Annotated in this window: 21 protein-coding genes; 19 read left to right on the top strand and 2 right to left on the bottom strand. The window is 31.4% G+C overall.

Annotated features, from left to right (window positions below):
- The 8 genes from SOR77_RS02810 to SOR77_RS02845 all read left to right on the top strand — a co-directional run.
- A partial coding sequence (locus tag SOR77_RS02810; protein ID WP_320635676.1) for a hypothetical protein occupies positions 1-790 on the top strand: 790 nt, incomplete at its 5' end.
- Between the two features lies 1 nt (position 791).
- The gene (locus tag SOR77_RS02815; protein WP_320635677.1) at positions 792-1,586 is read left to right on the top strand and encodes a hypothetical protein; all 795 of its coding nucleotides are present in this window, start codon (positions 792-794) and stop codon (positions 1,584-1,586) included.
- 210 nt (positions 1,587-1,796) lie between these two features.
- Positions 1,797-5,222, top strand: coding sequence for a pyruvate carboxylase (locus SOR77_RS02820; protein WP_320635694.1), 3,426 nt, complete (start codon positions 1,797-1,799; stop codon positions 5,220-5,222).
- Positions 5,223-5,541: 319 nt separating this feature from the next.
- Complete coding sequence (locus SOR77_RS02825) at positions 5,542-6,534, top strand: Gfo/Idh/MocA family oxidoreductase (protein ID WP_320635678.1); 993 nt, start codon at positions 5,542-5,544, stop codon at positions 6,532-6,534.
- A complete protein-coding gene (gene yiaK, locus SOR77_RS02830) occupies positions 6,535-7,554 on the top strand; it encodes a 3-dehydro-L-gulonate 2-dehydrogenase (protein ID WP_320635679.1) in 1,020 nt (339 codons plus the stop codon).
- A gap of 8 nt (positions 7,555-7,562) precedes the next feature.
- Complete coding sequence (locus tag SOR77_RS02835; RefSeq protein WP_320635680.1) at positions 7,563-8,597, top strand: TRAP transporter substrate-binding protein; 1,035 nt, start codon at positions 7,563-7,565, stop codon at positions 8,595-8,597.
- 137 nt (positions 8,598-8,734) lie between these two features.
- Entirely contained in the window at positions 8,735-9,130 is a 396-nt protein-coding gene (locus tag SOR77_RS02840) for a TRAP transporter small permease (protein WP_320635695.1), read from the top strand.
- Between the two features lies 1 nt (position 9,131).
- Complete coding sequence (locus SOR77_RS02845; RefSeq protein WP_320635681.1) at positions 9,132-10,424, top strand: TRAP transporter large permease; 1,293 nt, start codon at positions 9,132-9,134, stop codon at positions 10,422-10,424.
- Between the two features lie 157 nt (positions 10,425-10,581).
- Here the strand turns inward: SOR77_RS02845 and SOR77_RS02850 are convergent, their stop codons facing one another.
- On the bottom strand, positions 10,582-11,604 hold the full coding sequence (locus tag SOR77_RS02850) for an ornithine cyclodeaminase (protein ID WP_320635682.1): 1,023 nt from the start codon (positions 11,602-11,604) through the stop codon (positions 10,582-10,584).
- A 209-nt stretch (positions 11,605-11,813) separates the two neighbouring features.
- Here SOR77_RS02850 and SOR77_RS02855 point away from each other — a divergent pair, with 209 nt between their 5' ends.
- Positions 11,814-13,064, top strand: a complete 1,251-nt coding sequence (locus SOR77_RS02855; RefSeq protein WP_320635683.1) for an AraC family transcriptional regulator — start codon at positions 11,814-11,816, stop codon at positions 13,062-13,064.
- A gap of 62 nt (positions 13,065-13,126) precedes the next feature.
- Here the strand turns inward: SOR77_RS02855 and SOR77_RS02860 are convergent, their stop codons facing one another.
- Positions 13,127-13,885 (bottom strand): IclR family transcriptional regulator, encoded by a 759-nt coding sequence (locus SOR77_RS02860; RefSeq protein WP_320635684.1) that lies wholly within the window; start codon positions 13,883-13,885, stop codon positions 13,127-13,129.
- Between the two features lie 157 nt (positions 13,886-14,042).
- Here SOR77_RS02860 and SOR77_RS02865 point away from each other — a divergent pair, with 157 nt between their 5' ends.
- The 10 genes from SOR77_RS02865 to SOR77_RS02910 form a co-directional block, all read left to right on the top strand.
- Entirely contained in the window at positions 14,043-14,669 is a 627-nt protein-coding gene (locus SOR77_RS02865; protein WP_320635685.1) for a bifunctional 2-keto-4-hydroxyglutarate aldolase/2-keto-3-deoxy-6-phosphogluconate aldolase, read from the top strand.
- Complete coding sequence (locus SOR77_RS02870) at positions 14,666-15,688, top strand: sugar kinase (RefSeq protein WP_320635686.1); 1,023 nt, start codon at positions 14,666-14,668, stop codon at positions 15,686-15,688. Before SOR77_RS02865 ends, SOR77_RS02870 begins: the two co-directional genes overlap by 4 nt.
- An 82-nt stretch (positions 15,689-15,770) precedes the next feature.
- Positions 15,771-16,787: a TRAP transporter substrate-binding protein gene (locus tag SOR77_RS02875; RefSeq protein ID WP_004820542.1), complete on the top strand. Its 1,017-nt coding sequence runs from the start codon at positions 15,771-15,773 to the stop codon at positions 16,785-16,787.
- A gap of 59 nt (positions 16,788-16,846) precedes the next feature.
- Positions 16,847-17,341 (top strand): TRAP transporter small permease, encoded by a 495-nt coding sequence (locus tag SOR77_RS02880; protein ID WP_320635687.1) that lies wholly within the window; start codon positions 16,847-16,849, stop codon positions 17,339-17,341.
- 1 nt (position 17,342) lies between these two features.
- A complete protein-coding gene (locus SOR77_RS02885) occupies positions 17,343-18,620 on the top strand; it encodes a TRAP transporter large permease (protein ID WP_320635688.1) in 1,278 nt (425 codons plus the stop codon).
- Between the two features lie 14 nt (positions 18,621-18,634).
- Positions 18,635-19,654, top strand: a complete 1,020-nt coding sequence (locus tag SOR77_RS02890; protein WP_320635689.1) for a zinc-binding alcohol dehydrogenase family protein — start codon at positions 18,635-18,637, stop codon at positions 19,652-19,654.
- A 62-nt stretch (positions 19,655-19,716) separates the two neighbouring features.
- The gene (locus SOR77_RS02895; protein WP_320635690.1) at positions 19,717-21,294 is read left to right on the top strand and encodes a mannitol dehydrogenase family protein; all 1,578 of its coding nucleotides are present in this window, start codon (positions 19,717-19,719) and stop codon (positions 21,292-21,294) included.
- A gap of 8 nt (positions 21,295-21,302) precedes the next feature.
- Positions 21,303-22,373: a mannonate dehydratase gene (uxuA, locus tag SOR77_RS02900; RefSeq protein WP_320635691.1), complete on the top strand. Its 1,071-nt coding sequence runs from the start codon at positions 21,303-21,305 to the stop codon at positions 22,371-22,373.
- 81 nt (positions 22,374-22,454) lie between these two features.
- A complete protein-coding gene (locus tag SOR77_RS02905) occupies positions 22,455-23,621 on the top strand; it encodes an iron-containing alcohol dehydrogenase (RefSeq protein WP_320635692.1) in 1,167 nt (388 codons plus the stop codon).
- Between the two features lie 69 nt (positions 23,622-23,690).
- The coding region (locus SOR77_RS02910; protein WP_320635693.1) for an NAD(P)-binding protein at positions 23,691-24,356 on the top strand (666 nt) is incomplete at its 3' end.

Below are 24,356 nucleotides of genomic sequence, written 5' to 3' on the forward strand. Positions count from 1 at the left end.
GAAATGTATGGTGTCAAGTTTAATGCCAGATGGATATTATCCGTTTCCAATAGAATATATAACAGATAAATATGATATTGAAAAAAGCACATACAAAATATTAAAAAGTATTAATTTTATAAGAAAAGAAGAATTATTGAATTTATTAAAGAATAATATGAAATTAAGTAAAACAAGTATGGAGAAAATAGACTTTTTAGAAATTAAACATGAATTTATTCAAAAATTTAGAATAGAAAGTCAGACTAGAAATTTACCAGGACTTCCAAATGTATCATATTCTTTAGACATAATAACTTTAGTTTGTAGAGAAAAAGAGCAAGAAGATTTTAGTTTTTTTGTAAAAGTAGAAGAAAATAGTTTACTTAAAGAAGCAATAGGTAAAATGGAAAAAGATATAGCAAGTGGAGAAAATATAACCTATTTAGGGGGTAAAGCGAGTTCAGGATTAAATACATTTAAAGTATATGGCATTAAGAAAATAGATGATAATGCTAGAATGAGTAAATCTAAAACTTATATAAATCTAGGTATGTTACTACCAGAGTTTAATAAAATAGATACTGAAAATTCATTTATAAATATTCACGTATCAGATAGAAAACCATATGATATAGAGAATAATATAGAGAAAGCAATATGCTTTATAAGACCAGGAAGCATTATTTCCAAAAATAATGAAGCAAAGGATGAATTTGAATTAGTTAAGAGTATACATAATAAATATAATTTATTGTATAAGAATGCTATTATATTTGGGAATTCTTATCTTGAAGCGATGGAGGTATGATGTGGAGCTTAAACTTAAGACGGTATCACCTGTAATTTTATCGAGTAGAAACCATTCGGCACTTTATAAAGGCATGGATTATAAAAAAACTTGTTCTGACAAATTTAGTATAATTTATACTTTCTTTAGTTATGAAAATAGAATTGGTAAAATCAATGAAGATTTTAAAAAAGCAAATTCATATTATATTCCGGCATCATCATTGAAGGGGAGTTTGTTGTTGAAGACAAATGTTGAAAATTCATTTAGAAGAAATATAATTTTTAGTGATGTTTTGATAGATAAAGAACAACTAGTATTAAAAAATTTAATGAAATTTCAATATCTTTATGAAAATTCAAAAGATACAAGTAAAGTAAATAAAATTCCAAAATATGATGAATTTTTCCCATCAATAGGAATTGAAATGTTAAAGTCAGACACTAATATTTCAGTAAATATTATAATTAAAAAAAATGAGTTAAAAAATCAATTAAAAGAAAACTTGGATGAAACTTTTACAGAAACAAAAGAAAAACTGATGAGATATTATAAAGAAATAGATACAAGAATTGAATATATAAAAAATTTAAAAATAAAGTATGCTGATACAAAAGATGTTGTAGAAAATTTAAACAAAATTAAAGATTCTATAAATCATTTGATAGAATCAGATAGAAATTACATTTATCTTGGAGGATATAAAGGTGTACTTGCTTGCTTAAAAGAAATTAAAAATAAAAATAATATTAGAAATGGTTTTTATATTGATGATGAAAAAATGTTACCTTATGGACTTGTTGAAGTTGCAGAATAATTTGGGGATCAAGTATATAGATATAGGTTGAAAAATTAAAATTATAATAGCTTAGCTATGTGGTCAATAGAAAATAAACTTTTATTTCGAAATGAAAGTTTATTTTTTTATAGCTAAGGCTTTTAATAAGTAATCAGAAGATATATAATAGTCTTTAAAATATAATAAGAATAGATTAATTAATATAATTATAGGGAGAAGAAAATGGTAATTAAAAAGTTCAAACGTATACTTGTTGCCAATCGTGGTGAAATTGCAATCCGTGTTTTTAGAGCTTGTAGAGAGTTGGGAATTCGTTCGGTAGCAATATATTCTAAAGAAGATAGTCTTTCGCTGTTTAGGACTAAAGCGGATGAAGCATATTTAATAGGGAAAAATAAATCTCCAATTGATGCGTACTTAGATATAGATGAAATAATAAAACTTGCCCTTAATAAGGGAGTGGATGCTATTCACCCAGGATATGGATTTTTATCTGAAAATCCTGAGTTTGCACAAAAATGTGAAGAAGCGGGAATTACTTTTATTGGACCTACTCCTGAAATCATGCAAAAGTTGGGGGATAAGATATCTTCTAAGATAGTTGCTCATGAAGCTGGAGTTGATACTATCCCAGGAGTTGAATCTCCTATAAAATCTGACTCTGAAGCGTTAGAGTTTGCAGAAAAAGCAGGTTATCCTGTGATGATTAAAGCAGCTGCCGGTGGTGGAGGAAGAGGAATGCGTGTTGTAAACAATGAGGAAGAGCTTTTAAATAATTTCCATGAGGCTAAGAGTGAAGCTAAAAAGGCATTTGGAAACGACTCAATGTTTATAGAAAAATATTTAGAAAGACCAAAGCATATAGAAGTTCAAATTTTGGGAGACTTATATGGAAATATAGTTCATCTATATGAAAGAGATTGTTCAATACAAAGAAGACATCAAAAAGTCATAGAGTATACACCGGCTTTTTCACTGCCTAAAGAGCTTAGAGATAAAATATGCGAAGATGCTCTTAAGATTACTAAGAGTTTAGGATATAGATCAGCGGGAACTGTAGAATTTTTAGTAGATAAAAATTACAAACATTATTTTATAGAAGTAAATCCAAGAATACAAGTTGAACACACAGTAACAGAAATGGTTACAGGGATAGATATAATACAGGCTCAAATTTTGATAGCTCAAGGTTATGAACTAGGTAGCCGAGAAATAGATATAAAAGGACAAGAGTCTATTAAATCGAATGGGTATTCAATTCAATGTCGTGTGACAACTGAAGACCCCTTAAATAATTTTGCTCCAGACACTGGGCAGATAACTTTATATAGGTCAAGTTCAGGATTTGGAGTAAGGCTTGATGGGGGGAATGGATTCCAAGGTGCAGTGATAAGTCCGTATTACGACTCTTTATTGGTAAAAGTAATTACTCATGGAAGAAGTTGGAATGATACTGTAAATAAAGCAGTACGTTCAATAAGAGAACTTAAAGTTGGTGGAGTAAAAACAAATATTGGATTTTTATTAAATGTATTGAATACAGAAGAATTTAGAGATGGAAGTTGTGATACAGGATTTATTTCAGATCATCCGGAGTTGTTTGATATTAAACCGAAGTCTGACTCAGAACTACATCTAATGAATTACATTGGAAATATTGTAGTTAATGATAAAAATACATTTGACGTGCCAGTTGTTCCTAAATTTGAAAGAAAAAATTTAGAAGGTACAAAGCAACTACTTGAGCAACTTGGAGCTAAAGGTTTATCTGATTGGGTTTTAAAACAGGATAGATTACTTCTAACAGATACTACAATGAGAGATGCACATCAATCTCTTATGGCAACCAAGATGAGAACAAAAGATATGTTGAAGATTGCTGAAGCCACAAATTATAACATGAAAGAATTATTTAGTGTTGAAATGTGGGGCGGAGCAACTTTTGATGTGGCGTACAGATTTTTACACGAAGACCCATGGAAGAGATTGGAACTTTTACGTGGGAAAATGCCTAATTTATTGATGCAAATGTTAATTCGCGGAAATAATACAGTAGGATATAAAAACTATCCTGACAATGTAGTTAAGAAATTTATCAGAGAGTCTGCTGAGACAGGAGTGGATGTGTTCCGTATCTTCGATTCACTTAACTGGCTGGACGGCATGAGACTTGCTATAGATGAAACTCTTGCAACTGGCAAGCTTGCCGAAGGAACTATGTGTTACACAGGGGATATTTTAGATGAAACTCGTGACAAATATTCTTTAAAGTACTATGTTGATTTGGCAAAAGAAATTGAAAAAACTGGATGTCACATACTTGGAATAAAAGATATGAGCGGTCTTTTAAAACCTTATGCAGCTAAAAAACTTATAAAGGCCTTAAAAGATGAAATTTCTATACCAATTCATCTGCATACCCATGACACAACAGGAAATGGAGTGGCTACAATACTAATGGCTGCTGAAACAGGAGTTGATATAGTAGATACGGCAATTGATTCAATGAGTGGACTAACTTCTCAACCGGCCCTGAATTCTGTTGTAGCGGCTCTTGAAAATACGAACAGAAACACAGGCATAAGTTTGGACAGAGTAAATGAAATATCAAATTATTGGTCAGCTGTAAGACCGGTTTATTCAAACTTTGAATCTGAACTAAAGAGTGGCACTACTGAAATCTATAAATATGAAATTCCTGGTGGACAATATTCAAACTTAAAACCACAAGTTGAAAGTTTTGGGTTGGGACATAAATTTAATGAAGTTAAAGAAATGTATAGAGAAGTGAACCAAATGGTTGGAGATATTATAAAAGTTACTCCATCATCAAAAATGGTTGGAGATATGTCAATTTTTATGGTTCAAAACAATCTAACCCCGGAAAATATTTATGAAAAAGGAGCAAATTTAGATTATCCGGATTCAGTAGTCACTTATTTCAAGGGAATGATGGGCCAACCTTATGGAGGATTTCCTGAGAAACTACAAAAGATAGTTTTAAAAGATGAAGAGGCAATTACTGTAAGACCAGGTCTGTTATTAGAAGACGAAGATTACGAAAAAGATAGGGAAGAGTTAAAGAAGATATTTAGAAGAGAACCAACTGAAAAAGATTTAATATCCTACTCTCTATATCCTAAAGTTTTTAAGGAGTATGCAAAACATTTTGATGAGTATAAACAACTTTGGAGAATGGGGTCAGATGTATTTTTCCATGGACTAATGGAAGGTGAGACTGCAGAAATATCTGTTGATGAAGGTAAGAATTTAATAGTAACTCTTGTTGAAATTGGAAAAATAAAAGAAGATGGAAGGTGTAGCTTAACATTCGAAATAAATGGATTACGTCGCTCTATAGAAATAGAAGATAAGACGAAAAGATCAAATACAAGTGTGAAATCTGAAGAGATTAGAATGGCAGCTGATGAAGATAATTCTGAAGTTGGTTCATCAATTCCCGGGACAATAGTTAAAATCCTAGTAAGAGAAGATGAAACAGTAAGAGAATCTCAACCGTTAATGGTTGTGGAAGCTATGAAGATGGAAACCAATATAAATGCAACTAAAAGCGGAAAAATAGGCAAGATTTTAGTGAAAGAAGGCGAAAGTGTAATAAGCGGACAATTAATAGCACTAATCGAAGAAAAATAAATAGAGAGAAAATAGAGGCAGTGTGTAGGAATTTTTTCTATGACACTGCCTTTAGTGTTTTTAAATTATGTGGTTTAAAAAATTTACAATTAAAATAATAATAGAAAGTTGACAGTAAAAACATTTTCATTTAAACTATAAGTAGTTTCACGAAACAATATTAAGTTTTGTATAGTGAAACTTAAAGTATATTTAATATAAAATTTATTTAAAAACCTAGTAGATATAAATAAAGATTATAAATATAATGGTAAGTTTATTATAACAGTTACCAAAAGTATGAAATCGATATCAAAGGAATATTGTGAAAGGGATGCTTATGGATAAAAATATTAATTGGGGAATGATAGGCTGTGGTCAAGTAACGGAAGTAAAAAGTGGACCAGGACTATACAAAGCTGAACACTCAAGATTATATGGAGTTTATGATGTAGACATAATGAAAGCTCAATCTTATGCTAGTAGACATAATATAGAGTTTGTATTTAATAGCATAGATGAGTTGCTAGATAGTGATGCAATAGATATTGTCTATATAGCTACACCTCCAAAATTTCATAAAGAATGTGCTATAAAGGCATTAAATAAAGGCAAACATGTGTATGTAGAAAAGCCTATTTCTTTATCTCATGAAGAGACGATGGAAATATGTAAATTGGCCAATGAGAAAAATTTGAAACTATATGTAGCTTTTTATAGAAGAGGTCAAGAAAAGTATAAACAGATTAAAGAGTTAATAGAGTCTGGAGAGATAGGTAAACTTAGAATGATAAAAGTTACTCAACAACAACCTATAGAAGAAGTTGAAAAAAATAAAGAAACTTTACCTTGGAGGCTTAACAAAGAAATATCGGGAGGTGGTAAATTCATTGATATGGCTTTACATATACTTGATATTATTCAGTATATTGTAGGTGATATATCTGAAATGGATGGAATAGTTGATAATATAGGAAAATATTATGAAGTAGATGATATAGTATTAGCAAATTTCAAATGTAATTCCAAATTATATGGGCAGGTGTATGGCTCAGGTTCATGGTGTTATGTGGCAGATAAAGATGTGGACTTAGTTGAATTGATAGGTGATGAAGGAAGAATTGAATTTGCTGGATTGCCTGGGAATAATTTTACAGTTGAAAAAAACGGAGATAGAAAATGTTATGAATTTGATGTTCCAGAAAATGTAGCGATGCCATATGAACAAGAAGTGGTTTATGAGTTATTAGGAATGGCTAAAAGTTCTGCTAATTTGGAGCAAGCAATAAATTTAGATAAATTTGTTAGTAAAATGTATAACAAGGAGAAATAAATGGAAAATAGAGTTGATTATCATGAAATGGTAGATGTTTTTGTTTCAATACTAGAGAAAAAAGGATTTAGTAAAGAAACAGCACAAATAAGTGGAGAATTATTTGCGCAAAATAGTTTAGATGGAGTATACACACATGGAGTAAATAGATTTCCAAGGGTGATAGACTATATTGAAAAAGGTTATATTGATCCCAATGCAATGCCTAAAATAAAGAATAAAATAGGAAGTTTAGAACAATGGGATGGTAGCTTAGCTATGGGAAATAGCAATGCTAAGTTAGCTATGGATAGAGCTATAGATATATCTGAAGAAAATGGAGTAGGCATAGTTGCAATGTCTAATACTAATCACTGGATGAGAGGGGGAGCATACGGTTGGCAAGCTGCAGATAGAGGTAAAATTGGTATATGTTGGACAAATACTATGCCTAATATGCCTGCGTGGGGAACAATAGGTAACAATATTGGTAATAACCCTTTTATACTATCAGTTCCACGAGAAAATGGAAAACACATAGTAATAGATTGTGCAATGGCTCAATTTTCATATGGAAAACTAGAAGAATATAGATTAAACGACAAAGAATTGCCGATATATGGAGGGTATAATAGTGATTTAGAGTTGACTAAAAACCCTGGGGAAATAGAAGAATCCAAATTAGTTTTACCTATAGGCTTTTGGAAAGGGTCAGGATTATCAATAGTTTTAGATTTAATAGCAGCTATATTGTCAAATGGAAATTCGGTAACAGATATAGGTGAAAAATGTGAAGATGAATATGGACTCAGTCAAATATTTATAGCTATTGACCCTAACAAGGTGATAGGAAATGAAGGAAAAGAGAGAATTATAGATAATGTATTGAAGTCTATAAATGACAGTGAGCAGTTTAATAAGGGAGTTAAAGCTTTTTATCCTGGAGAACTAGAGTATTCTATTAGACAAGAGAATTTAAAAAATGGGATACCTGTAGTGCCTGAAATATGGAGTAGGATAAAAGAAGAGTTAAACAAATAGGAGGAATTATGAAAAAAATACTTAATTTAGCAATATTATTAGTTGTAGGAATTTTGTTAGTTGGATGTAATAATGCAAAAACAGAAAATAAACCTCAAGAGGAAAAAACAGCAAGTGCACAAGAAGTGAAAAAGTTAAGATTAGCACATAATCAAACTTCTCTAGACAATCCATACCAATTTGGATTACAAAAGTTTGCAGAAACATTAAAGGAAGTTTCTGGTGGAAAGATGGAAGCAGAAGTTTTTGCTGGAACTTTGGGAACAAATGAAAATGAATTAGCTATGAAATTATCAACTGATTCAGTTGATGTAGTAGTAGCGTCACCGGGATTTATGTCATCAACAGGTGTAAAAGAATTTGATTTATTATCATTATTATACTTATTTGATAGTTTTGAAGATTGGGAATCAAAAATAGATGGAGAATTTGGTAACAAGATGAAGGATATTATAACTGAAAAAACTAATAACGAATTTAAGGTTATAGGATATTACTCATCAGGAGTTAGAAATTATTATGGTAAAAAACCAATAACAGTACCAGAAGATGTAAAAGGATTAAATATAAGATTACAACAATCTCCAGTACAACAAGAGTTTTGGAAAAATGCAGGAGCAAATCCTATAAATGTTGGTTGGGCGGAACTTTATCAAGCTTTAAATACAGGTACAGCTGATGCGGCAGAAAATGATATGACAAATATGAGTCAACAAGAACACCATAAGACTAAAAATGGTAAATATACATCAACAACAGAACATGACTATACAACAAGGTTACTATTGATGAATGGAAAAAACTATGACAATTTTACAGAGGAAGAAAAAGAATGGATAAATAAAGCTGCTGAAGCATCAGTACTTGAAGAAAGAACAAAAACATATGAAATGTTAGATTTATCTAAAGCAAAAATACTAGAAGATGGTGGAGAAATTAACGAAGTAGATAAAGAAAAATTTAAAGCTATAGCAGTGCCTATACAAGATAAATTTATTGAAGACAATAATTTACAAGAGTTAATAGAACTAATAAGAAAATAAAATTATGAATTTAAGTATGGATAAATACATCCATACTTAAATTTAAATGAAAGGAAAATTATGAAACAATTAACTGGAGCATTAAAAAAATTCAGTTATATCTAGGAGGAGCTAGTACAACTATATTTTTTATAGCAATATTACTTCAAATTATTTCTAGATATACAAAAATAACAGTAGTTTGGACTGGAGAAGTAGCAACTTATTCTTTCATATGGTCAATAATGATGGGAGCTGGATATATGGTTTCAGAAGATAAACACTTTTCATTTGAAATGTTATTAGACAAACTATCTGGTAAAAAGAAAGAATACTTAAATATTTTTATAAAATTAAATATTTTATTTTTTGGAGCAGCAATATTTTATTATGGAGCAATTATAACTAAACAATTTTGGAATTATAGACTTACTTCACTTAATTTTGTAAAAATGGGATATATGTGGATTTCACTGCCGATATTAGGGTTTAGTATAATAGTCTATTCTCTAGAACATATTTTACAGTCTATCAATAACATTAGGGGGAATTGAGATGATACAAGCTCTTTTAGTAGTATTATTTTTATTTTTAATATTTGTAGGAATTCCAATATCATTTGCAATAGGAATAGTTGCGTTGTTTGGAGTTATAATGATACCTGATTTAGGTGGGATAGTAGTATTTATGCGAATGTTTACTGGTATGGATTCGTTTGTTCTATTGGCAATACCGCTGTTTATTTTAGCTGCAAATATAATGAATCAAGGCTTGATTTCTGAAAAGCTAATAAAATTTTGTATTGCACTTGTAGGACATATTAGAGGTGGATTGGCTCATGCAAATATATTGGTATCAATGATTTTTGCTGGTGTTTCAGGTTCTTCTCAAGCAGATACTGCTGGAGTAGGGAAAATATTAATTCCACAAATGGAAAACAATGGCTATGATAAAGCTACATCTGTTGGAGTAACGGCAGCTTCTTCAACATTAGGAAGTATAATTCCTCCAAGTATAACTATGGTTGTGTATGCAGGTATAGCTAATGTTTCAACAAGTGGGTTATTTTTTGTCGGAATTTTACCAGGGATTTTGATAGGATTAATGATGATGGTAGTGGTATATAAACAAGCTACAAAGAAAAATTTTGAACATAGTGAGAAGGTATCATTTAAGGATCAAGTACAATTATTTAAAGAAAGTTTTCCGGCATTACTAACACCAGTTATAATAATAGGTGGAATAGTAACAGGAACATATACTCCAACTGAAGCAGCAGCTTTTGCATCATTATATGCATTAGTTATAGGCCTTTTTTATTATAAAACAATAGTATTAAAAGATTTGCCGGAGATACTAATAGATACATTAAAATTAAGTTGTTTATCACTATTTGCATTATCTACTGCAAACGCATTAGGCGAATTATTGGGATATTATGGAATATCATCTAAGATAGCAACTCTATTTAGTGGGGTAACAGGTGGTTCTACTGTATTTATGATAATGGTAATATTATTTTTCTTATTTATTGGTACATTTATGGATGCGGTACCAGCAATGGTTCTTTTTGTGCCAGTAATATTACCAACAGCTACTGCGATGGGTATAGACCCTATTCATTTAGGTATAGTAATTATAATAACACTTGCTTTAGGATTGGTTACTCCACCGTATGGATTATGTCTTTTGATAGCAGGTTCAATAGCTAATTTATCAATAGAAGAATCTTTTAAAGGAGTATTGCCATACTTTTTAGTATCATTATTAGTGTTGTTATTAATAGCATTCTTACCAGATGTATTTTTAGGTATACCTAAGGCAATAAATCCAAGTATATTTATGTAGTCAATATATTCTATTTACAATAAAAATAAAGGTAGTGTCTCAGTGAAAATAGGCTGAGATACTACCTTTAAGCTATTTCTACAGAAAAGTAAATTTACAGCTATTACTTAAATTAGCAAATAGTAAGCAAATTTATGCATTAGCAACATTAATATAATTATTTAATTAAGCTATATAAGTCTTTAGGATTATCAATAAGTGGGACTAAAACTTCTTCAGTACCAATATTATTGTCTTTAGCTAATTGATAAATCAATCTTAAAATGGAGAAGTCTTCAAGCGCAAATCCAACTGAGTCGAAGATTGTAATATCATCTTCTTTTCTATCAATACGTTTTTGAGATTTTATAACTTCAGCAATTTCAGTTACTTTAAAATCATCTGACATATGTTGAATTTCGCCTTCTATTCTGCTTTGAGGTTCAAATTCTACATAAACATCCCCCATGAATAGAATATCAGATTCTAGTTCTGTCTTTCCTGGGCAATCTCCACCAACGCAGTTTATATGCATTCCCGGCTCTATCATATCTTTTGTAAGTATGATTGAGAATTTCTTGTCTGCTGTAACAGTTGTTACTATATCAACGCCCTTACAAGCTTCTTTTGTATTGCTACATTTAACCACTTTCAAATTTTTGTATTTAGAAAGGTTTGATATAAGTCTATCAGTTGCAGCTTCATCAACATCGTAACAATTTATTTCTTCTATGCCTAGTAATTTGTGGAAAGCTATAGCTTGGAAGTCGCTTTGACATCCATTACCTATAAGAGCCATTTTTTTAGGATTTTCTTTTGCTAAATATTTTGCAGCCATAACTGAGTTAGTTGCAGTTCTTATAGCTGTAAGCAAAGTCATTTCACACAAAAGAAGAGGATATCCACTTGAAACTTCAGCCAATAAGCCTATAGCTACAACAGTAAGTAGATTATCTTTAGGATTGTCCGGATGACCATTTACATATTTGCAAGTAAACGTTTCCTGATTGCCTACAGGCATTAATTCGTTTACGCCAACAGGAGAATGGTGTGTAGGTCTAGGAATTTTTGCAAAATCTTCCCAATTGCCATAGTCTTCTTCTAAATATGGAATAAGTTTTTCCATAATAGATTCAACCCCAACTTCCTTTATGTAGTTGGACATAGTTTCTAAGTCTATATATTTAGTTTTAATCTTCAATTAAATCTCTCCTCTCAATATTTTAATTTTTGTGTTTGACTAAGCTTAATCTTTAAATTAAGAATAACAAAATGTATAATTAATATCAATAGAATTAAACTCTTATGTGAATTTTACATAATTGTGAGTATAAATTGTCTTGTATTTTATTAAATAAAATATAAGATTATTATATAAATTTGTAATTAGCTATCTTAGGGTGTGATAAAGTGAGTAAGTCTTTTGATGAAAAATTTTCATTACAAACAAATCAATGTTCTCCGTATGATGTGACTTCAATATGCTCTTGTAATGTGGAACTTGTTTCAGAACCCACAGATGCCATTTTACATCAGCAATCAAGGTTTTGGATAATACTTGATGGCAAGGCGGAAATCAATATACAAGGCAGAATATATGATGTTGAGAAAAACTCTCTTGTTTTTATTTTGCCATATCAATACACGACAATAATAAAAGTAGAGAAACCATTAGTGTATTGTTTGGTTGTTTTCAATTTTGAATTGTTTAATGAACTTATAAAAATACATATGAATTTTTACAATGAAGACATAAATTTGATTAAACTTATATCAGTTAGTAATATTGTGAATTGTGATGATAAAAAATTTGAGCAGGTAGTTAATATTTTTGAAAAATTAAAAGATGAGTTGGGTACAGAATCATTAAACTTTCAGGTTAAACCTAAAAATAATTTTACAGGAGTATATGTTAGTTCACAAATTTTAGAACTTATATCTTTCTTTTTAAGGCAGACTATGCAAAAGACAAAAAAAGAGTTAGAAAGTGAAGAAAATTATAGTCACATAATCCAATATATCTACATGAATTTAAGGCAAAATATAACTTTAAAAGAGCTTTCTAAAATATTTTTTATGAGTCCTTCGAGTATAAGCAACTATATAATGAAGATGACGGGATATAATTATTCAGATTTAGTTTTTCAAATGAAGATTGCAAGAATACAAAATTTTTTGTTGTATACGGATATGACCTTAGATGAAATTTCAACTTTTTTAAGGTATGCAGATTCATCCTATGTATCAAAAGTATTTAATTCAAAAACAGATATAAATATAAGTGAATATAAGAAAACTTATAAAAAGGTGAATACAATTTGTAAGATAAAGGAAAGTCCTGTTTCATATAAAATTGTTGATTATATATATAACAATTACGATTTAGATTTGAATATAAAAGATGTGGCTGATAAATTTGGCATAAGTGCATTGGAAATAAACTACCATTTAAAGTTTTTGGTGGAGAAGAACTTTAATTGTTTTTTGAATTATGTAAGAGTAAACAAATCAGTGCAAATGTTAATCGATACTGATAAATCTATTACAGAAATATCTGAAGAAGTTGGATATGACAATAGCAGGACATATAATAGAAATTTTAAAAAATATTATCATACAAATCCAAGTGACTTTAGAGAGCGAGTAAAAAATAAAAATTAAATATTTATAAAAGGGAAAAAGGTGTTTAGTCATTATAACTTAATTTGACTAGACACCTTTTATTAATTAAATACAAATCCCATTTGGGCAGATATTATCTCGGCTGAACGCAAGAGATCGTTTTTCAATCCGTATTTCATCTTATCTTTCATACGTTCTGTAGGTCCTGTTATAGATATAGCACCTTCAATTTTTCCGTTTAAGCCATATATAGTAGTACCGACACAGCAAATTCCATCTTCATTTTCTTCATCGTCTAAGGCAATCTTTGTCCTTCTGGTTTCTTCTATTTCAGCTATGAATTTGTCGAAGCTACTATCTTTTGGTATCAAATTAGATTTTATAGAGTTATTAAATATTGAGTAGACTTCTTCGTTAGTCATATTTGAAAGGATTGCCTTACCAACAGACGTATTGACAAGCGGACCGCGGCGACCGATTTTAGAACCCATGGTTATAGGGTTGTCAGCTTCAATTTTATTTATATAGACAACATAAATTCCATCTTGTATTACTAAATGAACAACTTCATTAACTTTCTTACTAAGAAATTCTATTTCATTTTGTGAAACATGCAATAAATCTAAGTTTTGTAATTTAGATGAACCGACATTATACATTTTATAAGTAAGATTGTATTTATTATTTTCATATTGTTCAATATATCCCAATGCCAAAAGAGTGTTTAGAAATCTGTGCACTGTAGATTTATGTAATCCAACTTCATGTGCAAGCTCAGTTAACCCTATTCCATTAGGATATCTAGGGAAACTTTCAAGAATTTTAAAAGCACGTTCAATAGATTGTATTTTTTCTTCCATAATAATCACCTATTTTATTCTAACACTAAGGAATAATTAAATCAAAATTAAAAAAATATATTAATTCCGTTGACAGTAAAAACATTTTCATTTAAACTATATTTAGTTTCATAAAACAGTATAGTGTTTCATAATACGGAATGAAAGGGAAGGTAAAATGTCAAAATTAGAAACTTTAAGTAGAATAAAAGAAATTGGTATTGTAGCTGTAGTTAGAGCGAAAGATGCCAAAGAAGCTATAGAATTTTCTAAGGGTTGTATAGATGGCGGAGTAAATGCTATAGAGATAACATTTACAATACCAAATGCATTAGAAGTGTTTAGAGAATTAAGGGAAGAGTTACCTGAAGAAGTTATTCTTGGAGCAGGGACTGTATTAGACGTTACAACAGCAAGACTTGCAATAATGAATGGAGCGAAATTCATAGTTTCTCCAGCGTTTGACAAGGATGTTGCAGTTTTATGCAATCGATATCAAATACCTTACATTCCGGGGTGTGTAACTCCAACTGAAATAGTTACAGCGCTTGAAATTGGTGTGGATGTTATAAAAGTATTCCCAGGCTCATTGACAGGACATAGCTACATAAAAGCTGTACACGGACCAATGCCATATGTAAACCTAATGCCTACAGGTGGAGTAGATATAGACAATGTACAAGACTGGTTCAAGGCTGGAGTTTTCGCAGTTGGAGTTGGTTCAGCACTTGTAAAGGGAACTAGAGAAGAAATTACTGAAAAATCTAAACAGTATATAGCAAAAATACAAGAGGTGAGAAAATGATTAAAGTAGTGACACTTGGAGAAATAATGTTAAGACTTTCAACACCGGGATTTGAAAGATTTGTGCAAGCAGAGAGCTTTGACGCTATATATGGTGGAGGAGAAGCAAACGTAGCAGTTTCACTTGCGAATTATGGATTTGATACACACTTTGTTTCGAAATTACCAAAGCATGAAATTGGACAATCTGCAGTGAATGCTCTAAGAAGATATGGAGTTAACACTGACTATATAGTTAGAGGCGGAGATAGAGTAGGAATTTACTATTCAGAAACAGGCGCATCAGCGAGACCTTCAAAAGTAATTTATGATAGAGCTAAGAGTGCCATAGCAGAAGCCAAAGTAGAAGATTTTGACTTTGAAGAAATATTTAAAGATTGTAAATGGTTTCATACATCAGGTATAACACCGGCTATATCTAAAAATGGAGCAGAGATAACAAAAGCAGCTATGAAAGCGGCTAAAGCAGCCGGAGCAACCCTGAGTATAGACTTAAACTATAGAAAGAAGCTGTGGACTCCTAAACAAGCTCAATCAGTAATGAGAGAGCTTATGGAATATGTAGATGTATGTATAGGAAATGAAGAAGATGCATCTCTATGCTTAGGATTCACTCCAAAGGGATTGGATGTAAACAGTGGTAAATTGGATGTGTCATCATACGAAACTATATTCAAAGAAATGATGGAAGAGTTTGGTTTTAAGTATGTAGTTAGTTCTTTGAGAGAATCTTATTCAGCATCAGACAATGGATGGAGTGCTGCAATATATGATGGAAAAGAATTCTACCACTCAAGAAAATACGACGTGAGAATTGTAGACAGAGTAGGTGGAGGAGATTCATTCGCAGCAGGACTTATAACAGGCTTATTGGATGGAAAATCAACTAAGGAAGCATTAGAATTTGCTGTTGCAGCATCAGCGCTTAAACACACTATAAAGGGTGACTTTAACATGATGTCAAGAGAAGAAGTTGAAACTCTTGTTGGAGGAGATGCTTCAGGAAGGGTTCAAAGATAAGAGAACAAAAATCAATTTGATAATTTTACATTTTTAGAAAAATGAAAATTATAAATAAAAAGCAATCATAGGAGGCGTAAAAATGAAAAAAATCGGTTTATTACTAATGAGTTTATTAATGGTAATGTCATTAGTAGCATGTGCAAAAGAAAAAGACAGTGCAGGAAAAGCGGAAGTAACAGCTGAAAAACCTATAGTTTGGAAATTGAGTGATATCGTAACAGAAGATCACAACTGGAATGTGGGAGCTAAAGAATTCAAGAAATTAGTTGAAGAAAAAACTGGCGGAAGATTAGTTATCGACATCTATCCAAACTCAGAATTAGGTTCTGAAATGGAAGCTTTAAACGGTATCTTATCAGGTACAGTTGATATGACAATCACTGGTGAATCTATGTCGAACTGGGCACCATTAGCAGACTTAATGGCAGCTCCATACGCATATAAGAATGAAGCTCACATTCAAAAGGTTTTAGAATCTGAAAGCGGACAAAAAATTAAAACTCAAATTGAAGAAGCCGGATTCAAACCTTTAATGTATCAACTAAGATCACCTCGTAACTTAACTTCTAACAAGCCAATTACAACCCCGGAAGAAGCAAGAGGAATCAAACTAAGATTATCTAACACACCTCTTGCAATTAAATGTTGGGAAGCTGTAGGAGCTAACGTAAATGTTATGGCTCTAAACGAAGTGTTCACAGCTTTAAACCAAGGTGTTATTGAAGCTCAAGAAAACCCATATGATATGATTTACAACTCAAGTTTCTATGAAGTTCAAAAATATGCAAATGAAACTGAACACGTTGTAGGCTACTTATTCTTTGCTGTAGGCACTAAACAATTCAACGACCTACCGGAAGATATGCAAGCTCAAGTTACAGAAGCTGCAGCAGAAGCTCAAGAATTTATAAACGAACTTTATTTCGCAACTAAAGATGAATATAAACAAAAATTAATCGAAGCTGGTATGGAAATAAATGAAAATGTAAATAAAGAAGAATTTAGAAAAGCAATGGAACCAGCAATAAAAGGATACTTGGATCCTACTGCATATGAAGTTTATCAAGAAATTGTTAAATTAGGAGAATCCATGTAAATAGGTGTATTAGGGAAAACAGCATTGCTGTTTTCTTTAGTATTTTAGGAGGAAATAAAATGAAAAAAATAGACAAATATATTGATTTATTATTGTCTGTAAGTAGCACTATTTGCTATTTTTGTCTAATTATAGTTGTATTGATGCAAATTGCAGCTAGATATATGCCTTCCTTAACTTTGAGTTGGACGGAAGAGCTATCAAGATTTTTCTTTGTTTTTATAATTAGTTTTGGAGCCCCTTTATCATATAAATACAAATCTTATGCAGATGTAGATTTAATTTACGACAAATTTAATGAAAAAACTAAAAATGTAATGGATATAACAGGAAATATCTGTGTGTTTATTTTTACGGTTGTTGTTTTAATAAGCGGTTGGAGATTTATGCTGATAGGTAAAAGATCAGTTTCTCCAGCGCTACAATGGCCTATGTATATTCACCATTCAACAATAATATTGTTTGCAATAGGGACTATATTTTATAGTGTTTTTAATTTTATCAAGACATTTACTAAATCAGAAAATACTGAAGATGTGAAGGAAGTGAAGTAATATGGATAGTATTTTAATAATGTTTGCAGTTTTTATATTTTTATTATTTATAAAAGTTCCGATAGCATTTTCATTAGGTGTGTCGGCACTGGTTTACTTAGTCCTTGAAGGTATACCTTTTAATATAGTTGCTGAAAAGATGTATGCCGGAATGGATTCTTTTACAATGGTATGTATTCCGTCATTTATATTAGCGGGTAATTTGATGAATACCGGTGGTATAACAAAGAGAATAGTAGCTTTTTGTAATGTATTTGTAGGGCATGTAAGAGGAGCATTAGCATATATAAATATCCTAGCTTCTGTTTTATTTGCAGGCATATCAGGGACGGCTTTAGCTGATGTCGCTTCCCTTGGTTCCATGTTAATTCCGGCAATGGAAGATGAGGGATATGATACTGACTTTGCAGTAGCTATAACAGCATCTACATCTGTTGTAGGGCCCATAATACCTCCGTCAGTGCCAATGGTTATAGCGGGAACTCTAACTAACTTATCAATAGCTAAGTTGTTTGTTGGTGGAATTTTACCGGGGATATTGTTGGGGATAGGTTTTATACTTCCAACTTATATAATTTCAAAAAGAAGAAATTATCCAAAGCATCAAAAAGTAGATTTTGCTAAGAAAATAGCTATAATAAAAGACGTTATTTGGGCGTTATTGATGCCGGTTATATTAATGGTTGGAATACTTAGCGGTATTTTCACTCCAACAGAGGCTTCTATAGTAACTGTACTATATGCATTTATAGTTGGGATTTTCGTGTATAGAGAAATCAAAATTAAAGATATTAAAAATATATTTAAAGAAACTATTATTGCTTCAGGTTCTGTAATTATATTGGTTGGAATAGCAAATTTATTCGCTTGGATTTTAACCAGCCAAAGAGTTCCTCAAACAATAGCTTCAGGTATTCTTGGAATTACTGATAACAAAATAATGGTAATATTAATTATGAACATTGTATTATTGTTTACTGGCATGTTTATGGAGTCAATAGCTGCCATAATAATAATGATTCCGGTACTTTTACCTGTTGCAACTCAAGTTGGAATGGATCCTATCCATTTTTCAATAATGGCTATTTTGAATTTGATGATAGGTTTAGTAACACCTCCGGTAGGGTTGTGTTTGACAACGGCTGCGCAAATAGGAAAGATTCCAACCGGGAAAGCAATTAAAGCTAATACACCATTTTTAATAGTTTTAGGGATTGTTTTGTTGTTAGTGTCTTATGTACCTAGCATAACAACTCTACTACCAAGTTTAATGAAATAATTTAAGGAGAAAAAATGAAAGCTATACAAATAAAAAAACCATATGAAATAGAAATGATAGAACTAGAAACACCTAAAATTACTAAGCCGGAGCAGGTTTTAGTTAAAGTTAGAGCTTTTGGAATTTGCGGTTCTGATGTTGGAATTTACAAAGGAGCTAATCCATTTGCAACATACCCGAGAATTATTGGACATGAAGTTAGTGGCGAAATAATAGAGATAGGAGAAAAAGTTGATTCTTTAAAAGTTGGGGATAAGGTAGTGCTTGAACCAATTGAATTTTGTGGAGAATGTTATGCTTGTACTCACGGCAGACACAATGTATGCAAGAGTTTAGAGGTTTATGGAGTACACAGAGATGGTGGATTTTGTGAATACATGGTAACAGATCAGTCAAAGTGGCATAAAGTTGATGATTCTTTAACTTTTGCTCAAGCTGCTGTAGCAGAACCTTTTACTATAGGAGAACAATGTAATAGTAGAGCAAGTGTTCAAGAAGGAGATTGGGTTCTGATAACAGGAGCGGGTCCTATGGGGATTTTAGCACATGAAGTTGCTAAGATGAGAGGTGCTAATGTAATTGTATCAGAGATTAATCCTAAGAGAGTAAAAGCAGCAAGAGAAATGGGAATTGAAAATATAGTTAATCCATCAATAGATAATTTAGGAGAAGTTATAGATGAACTGACACATGGGGAAGGAATAAATGTGTTTTTTGATGGCACAGGAGTGCAGTCTGTTATAGAGGAAGGAATTGGGTATCTTTCACCGGCAGCTAGATTTGTACCTCTTGCATTTGGAGATAAAGATATTCCATTGAATTATAAAACTCTAAATAAAAAAGAAATAGGTGTTTTAGGAACAAGGTTACAATATGAAAAATTTGATAATGTAGTTTCATATCTTCATGAGAAAACAGATTTAATTGATAAGTATGTAACGCATATATTTCCTGCTGAAAATTATAAAGAAGCATTTGAAACATTTATGGATCCGGATACAGATGCAATAAAAGTAGTGTTGACATTTGATTGATATAACTTGATAAATATATGTAGTTTTGGAAAATGAAGTTTAAATTTGTGTGAGGATTTAAAATGAAGCTTAAAATACAAGAATTAAAAAATTTAGAGAAGTATTTTACTAATGTCAACTATGATATAGAAAAGTTAAGAAAAGATTCTTTGGTTGACCCTAAGTGGTTGGCATTTGGTTCAGGAAATATTTTTAGAGGATATATTGCCAGAATAAATCAAGACATGTTAAATAAGGGAATCTATGATAGAGGAATATCTGTAGTTGAAAGTTTTGATGATGAGATAATAGAAAAAATATATAAACCATTTAATAACTTAGCAATTTCTGTGACCTTAGATAAGGATGGAAAATTTAATGAAGATCTTATAGCAAACTTGGCCGAAGCGCTTATACTTCAAAATGGTAAACAAAGAATAGAAGAGATAGCATTAAACAAAAATTTGCAAATTATATCTTTTACAATTACAGAAAAAGGATATGTAATTAACAAGTCTAATGGAGAATTTATAGAAGTAGTCAAAAATGACATAGAAAATGACATTGAAGAAGCAAAACATCTTATGAGCTATGTAACTTATCTTTTGTATTTGAGATATAAAAATTCTAATAGTCCTATAACTTTACTTAGTTTAGACAATTGTTCAAAAAATGGAGATAAGCTGAAAGTTGCTGTAAGTTCTATTGCTAAAGAATGGAATAAACGTGGCAAAGTAGAAGATGAGTTTATAACGTATATAGAAGATAGAGTCTCATATCCATGGAGTATGATAGATAAAATAACTCCAAGGCCGGCTGAAGAGATAGAGAAATATTTGCAAAGTAAAAGTTTTGAGAATATGGATATAGTAGTAACTTCTAAGAAAACATATATAGCGCCGTTTGTAAATTCTGAAGAATCTGAGTATTTAGTGATTGAAGATGACTTTAAAAATGGAAGACCTTCATTTGAAAAAGTAGGTGTTTATATGAGTGATAGAGAAACTGTAAACAAGGTTGAAACGATGAAAGTTACTACTTGTTTAAATCCACTTCATACAACACTAGCTGTCTACGGTTGTATATTAGGATACACAAGTATATCGGATGAGATGAAAGATGAGCAACTTAGAAAACTAATAGAAAAAATAGGATATGAAGAAGCTCTTCCGGTTGTAGTAGACCCGAAAATATTAGATCCAAAAGCATTTATTGACGAAGTAATAAATGAAAGGTTTCCAAATAAATATATTCCGGATACACCACAAAGAATAGCAACCGATACATCACAAAAAATTCCTATCAGATTTGGAGAAACAATTAAAAAATATGTAGAAGATGATACTAAGTCTGTAGAAGATTTAAAATATATTCCATTGGCTATTGCAGGATGGCTTAGATATTTGATAGGACAAGATGACAATGGAAATGAATTTGAACTTTCCCCTGATCCTATGATGAAAGTTTTAAAGGACTCTGTAGAAGATTTATGTATAGGTAAATTTGAAAAGACTGATAAATTAATAAATTTGCTTAAAGATAAAATGATTTTTGGAGTGGATTTGGTAGACTTAAATATGGATACTATAATTTTAAAGTACTTAGAAGAAATGTTAGTTGAAAAAGGTGCAGTCAGAGAGACTCTTAAAAAATATTTGTAGGTGAAAAAATGAAGATGACTTTTAGATGGTATGGAGATTCAGATCCTATACCTTTAGAATATATAAAACAAATTCCTGGTTGTTCAGGGATAATGGTTATGATGGACAATTTTGAAGCAGGGGAAGTTTGGGATAAAGATGTTTTTAAATCTTTAGTTGAAAAAGTTAATAGTGTAGGATTAGAAGTCGAAGTTATAGAAAGTATTAATGTGCATGAAGATATAAAGATGGGTCTGGATACTAGAGATAAGTATATAGAAAACTACAAAAAATCTATCAAAAATGTTGCTGAGTGCGGAGTTAAAGTAATAGTATATAACTTTATGCCGGTATTCGATTGGTTAAAAACTGACTTGGGAAAAGTCTTATTTGACGGTTCTAACACACTATCATATGACGAAAAAGACCTTGAAGGGTTAACTCCTCAGCAGTTAGTAGAAAATACTTTAAAAAATGCAAATGGGTTTTCACTTCCGGGCTGGGAACCGGAAAGGTTACAGGAGTTAAACCGAGTTTTAGAAATTTATAAAGATATTGATGAATCAAAGCTTTTAGAAAATTATAAATATTTTTTAGAAGGTATAATACCAACTTGTGAGAAATATGGAGTTAAAATGGCTGTACATCCAGATGATCCGGCTTGGCCTGTGTTTGGAATTCCTAGAATAACGCATACACCGGAACAGTTAGAAAAAATTGTTAATTTGGTGGATTCTCCATCAAATACGCTATGTATATGTACGGGTTCTCTAGGTTCGAATCCGAATAATAACTTACCTGAAATTATAAGAGAATTTGGGAAAAGAGACAAAATAGGCTGTGCACATGTTAGGAATATAAAATTTTTGGGAGATAGAAATTTTTATGAGTCAGCACATTTGAGTTCAGCGGGTAGTTTAGATATGTTTGAAATAATGAAAGCTTTTCATGATATAGATTTTGATGGGTATATAAGACCGGACCATGGAAGAATGATTTGGGGAGAAAAAGGCAGAGCCGGTTATGGATTATATGATAGAGCTTTAGGTGTTACCTATTTAAATGGAATGTGGGAAGCATTGGAGAAATTAAATAAATAATGATATGCCCTTAGAGCTACGATTTAAAATGTAGATTTAAGGGCATAATTATAGCAAGATTAAATCAAAAAGGAGTTAGTTATGGAAGATTTTATATTTTACAATCCGACAAAAATATTGTTTGGTAGAGAGCAATTAAATAATTTGGCTAAAGAAATAAGAAAGTATGGTTCAAAGGTTCTACTCGCTTATGGGGGAGGAAGCATTAAGAAGAATGGAATCTATGACAATGTGGTAAGAGTTCTTAAAGAAGGGAATATAGAATTTTTCGAATTATCAGGGATTGAGCCAAACCCAAGAGTTGATTCTGCAAGAGAAGGAGCTAAAATAATAAAAGAAAATGACATAGATTTTGTGCTTGCAGTTGGCGGGGGTTCTGTAGTAGATTGTTCTAAGTTAATAGTTGCAGCTGCTAAGACTGATGCTGATGCGTGGGACATAGTGATTAAAAAGCACAAAGTAAGGGAGGCATTACCACTGGGCGTTGTTTTGACACTTTCTGCAACGGGTTCTGAAATGGATGCAGGGTCTGTTATAACAAATCTTGAAACTAGAGAAAAGCTTGATTGGGGAAGTGCGTTAGTAAGACCCAAGTTTTCAATTTTAAATCCTGAACACACATATTCTGTAAATAAATGGCATACTGCCGCTGGAGTTGCGGACATCATGAGTCATACAATGGAAAATTATTTTACAACATATGACGATTGTTATTTACAAGATAGTTTTGCTGAAGGGATTTTAAAAACTTGTGTTAAGTATGCAAAAATTGCCATGGAAGACCCTCAAAATTATGAGGCGAGAGCAAATTTAATGTGGACAAACACTTGGGCAATTAATGGCTTATTGGAGTCAGGGAAGGTTACTGACTGGAGCGTTCATGCTATGGAACATGAGTTGTCAGCTTATTATGACATAACTCACGGTGTGGGGCTTGCAATTTTAACTCCAAGATGGCTTGAACATATTTTAAATGACAATACAAAATTAAAGGTGGCAAGATTTGCCAGAGAAGTTTTTGCGATAGATGGAGAAGATGAAATGGAAGTTGCTAAAAAAGGTATAGCGGCTTTACATGATTTCTTTGTTGGACTTGGGATTCCAATGACTTTGAGAGAAGTTGGCATAGATGATGAACACTTAAAAGAAATGGCAGAAAATACAATTAAACATGTTGGCGGACCTATAGACGGATTTCAACAGTTAAATGTTGAAGATGTGCTTGAGATTTACAAGAAATCACTATAAAATGTATTTAAAAGAATTAGTATTAGATTATAAAGTAGTAGCGAAAGCTACTATTTTTTTGGAGATTTTATGATTATTATAAAAAATATAAGTTTACAGAGTGATGACTCGGGGAAATTGTATCAAAAGCTTAAAAAGATTTTGAAAAGAGATAATTTCAATTGGGAAATTTATCGAAAGTCAATTGATGCAAGAAAAGGCATAAGTTATAACTTTCAAGTTTTGGTTGATGTTGAGATTTCTGATGGAGAACTTGGCAAAATAAAAGGCGCTGAAAGATACAGTGAGGAAAATTTCGAGATACAAGTAAAAAATCCGCCTAAGAAAGTTGCTATAGTAGGAAGCGGACCGGCAGGTTTATTTTGTGCGTATATTTTGAGCAGCTATGGAGTAAAGGTAAATGTCTACGAGCAAGGTGAACCCGTTGAAGATAGAATTAAAGCTATTGAAAAATATTTAGAGACCGGGGAACTAAATGTAAATTCAAATATTCAATTTGGAGAAGGTGGAGCAGGTACATTTTCTGATGGAAAACTTACAGCAAGGTCTAAAGATAAGAGGGTCAGAGAAGTACTAAAGATTTTTAGAGAACATGGTGCACCAAAAGAGATAATGTATGACTCTAAACCCCATATAGGAACAGATATTTTACAAAATGTAATAATCTCTATGAGGGAGAAGATAAAAGAAAATGGCGGAGAATACCACTTTTCCCATAAGTTTCAAGATATGGAG

The organism is Peptoniphilus sp. (assembly GCF_034090345.1).
In the GTDB taxonomy this organism is placed as follows: domain Bacteria; phylum Bacillota; class Clostridia; order Tissierellales; family Peptoniphilaceae; genus Peptoniphilus.